Source organism: Cyanobium sp. NIVA-CYA 375, assembly GCF_056108345.1.
Genome location: NZ_JBSYHW010000414.1, coordinates 1 through 557, shown reverse-complemented (window position 1 = coordinate 557; position 557 = coordinate 1). Strand labels below are relative to the sequence as shown.

The following is a 557-nucleotide window of genomic DNA, read 5'->3' as shown; positions in this document are numbered from 1 at the left end:
GGAAGTGGAACCACTGGCGGAATTCCGACATGTGGTCGAGCCGCACGGCCAGCGCCGCATGGTCACCGTCGGTCGACAGCACTTCGATGTTGCCGCTGTCGAAATCGCAATCGATCTGGATGGAGGTCACTGGGTCACTTTCACTTCGATGGTTTCGCCATTCACCCCCGGAAAATCCTGCAGCAGGGCGCCGGCAAGGGCTTGAGCATTGGCCTCGCTAGCAGCAAGGGGTGAATCAGGACTTACCGAAAGTTGCGCGCGGCCTTCCCAATATGTCGCGCCTGTCGCCTTGTCACGGAGCATCAGCCCGAGCCGGGTGACCAGCTGCTCGCGCTTGCCTCCGCCGCCCAGATTGATGCCGATGCCCAGCCCCACGCCGGAGCCGAACGTGCCGGTGGAACCGCCGACCCCTACGCTGACCGGTCCGCGACGGGGCGCATCGTCACCCTCGACCGACTGTTCGAGCCGGACCTGCGCCACCTGATCGGCCATGTCGCGCGAGGCTTCGCGATAGCCGAGCCGCACCAGTTCGCGGGCCACCGCCGCCTTGTACGGTG

At 65.4% G+C, this 557-nt stretch carries 2 protein-coding genes; both read right to left on the bottom strand.

What is annotated here, in order from left to right:
• Nucleotides 1–130, bottom strand: a 130-nt coding sequence (locus AC01FP_RS18890) for a M14-type cytosolic carboxypeptidase (RefSeq protein WP_474482483.1), incomplete at its 3' end; no start/stop codon positions are given.
• A partial coding sequence (locus AC01FP_RS18885; protein ID WP_474482480.1) for a DUF4136 domain-containing protein occupies nucleotides 127–557 on the bottom strand: 431 nt, incomplete at its 5' end. The genes AC01FP_RS18890 and AC01FP_RS18885, both read right to left, overlap by 4 nt.